This window comes from Alloprevotella sp. OH1205_COT-284, assembly GCF_003859795.1.
Lineage (GTDB): Bacteria > Bacteroidota > Bacteroidia > Bacteroidales > Bacteroidaceae > Alloprevotella.
This window is the reverse complement of sequence record NZ_RQYI01000081.1, coordinates 1-351: the sequence shown is the minus strand read 5'-3', so window position 1 is coordinate 351 and position 351 is coordinate 1. Positions and strand designations below refer to the sequence as shown.

At 49.6% G+C, this 351-nt stretch carries 1 protein-coding gene; it reads right to left on the bottom strand.

Translation table 11 applies throughout. The annotated features are described in order from the left end of the window. Nucleotides 1-103: 103 nt before the first annotated feature. On the bottom strand, nucleotides 104-351 hold a 248-nt coding region (locus EII14_RS09550; RefSeq protein ID WP_233569435.1), incomplete at its 5' end, for a hypothetical protein.

Here is a 351-nt window from a genome sequence, read left to right as displayed (position 1 = left end):
AGAAAATCCTTCCTCCCATTCCGTTTCGTTTTTTTGCTGTCTGATTTTTCGTTCGTGCAATAGGGTGGTGCGCCCATTGTTCTCTTCGATTCCCCTTTTTCTCTCACGCGCGCGTGCGCGCGTATCCCTTATCATGTGTTTTTGCCTTCGCTGCCTTCGCATTTGGAGTTAAGGTGTTGAAGGTGAGGGTAGTTATGGTGAAGGCAAGTGAAGGCAAACCCGGAGGGCGGTCGTACAAATGGTTGAAAGATAGGCAGTTGTTGAGGATTTTTCCTTTCACAAGTCCGCTTTTCGGGAGAATTTCCCCTTTGGGCGTCGGTGCTTTCGGAATGGATTGCGGAGGCAGGTGAA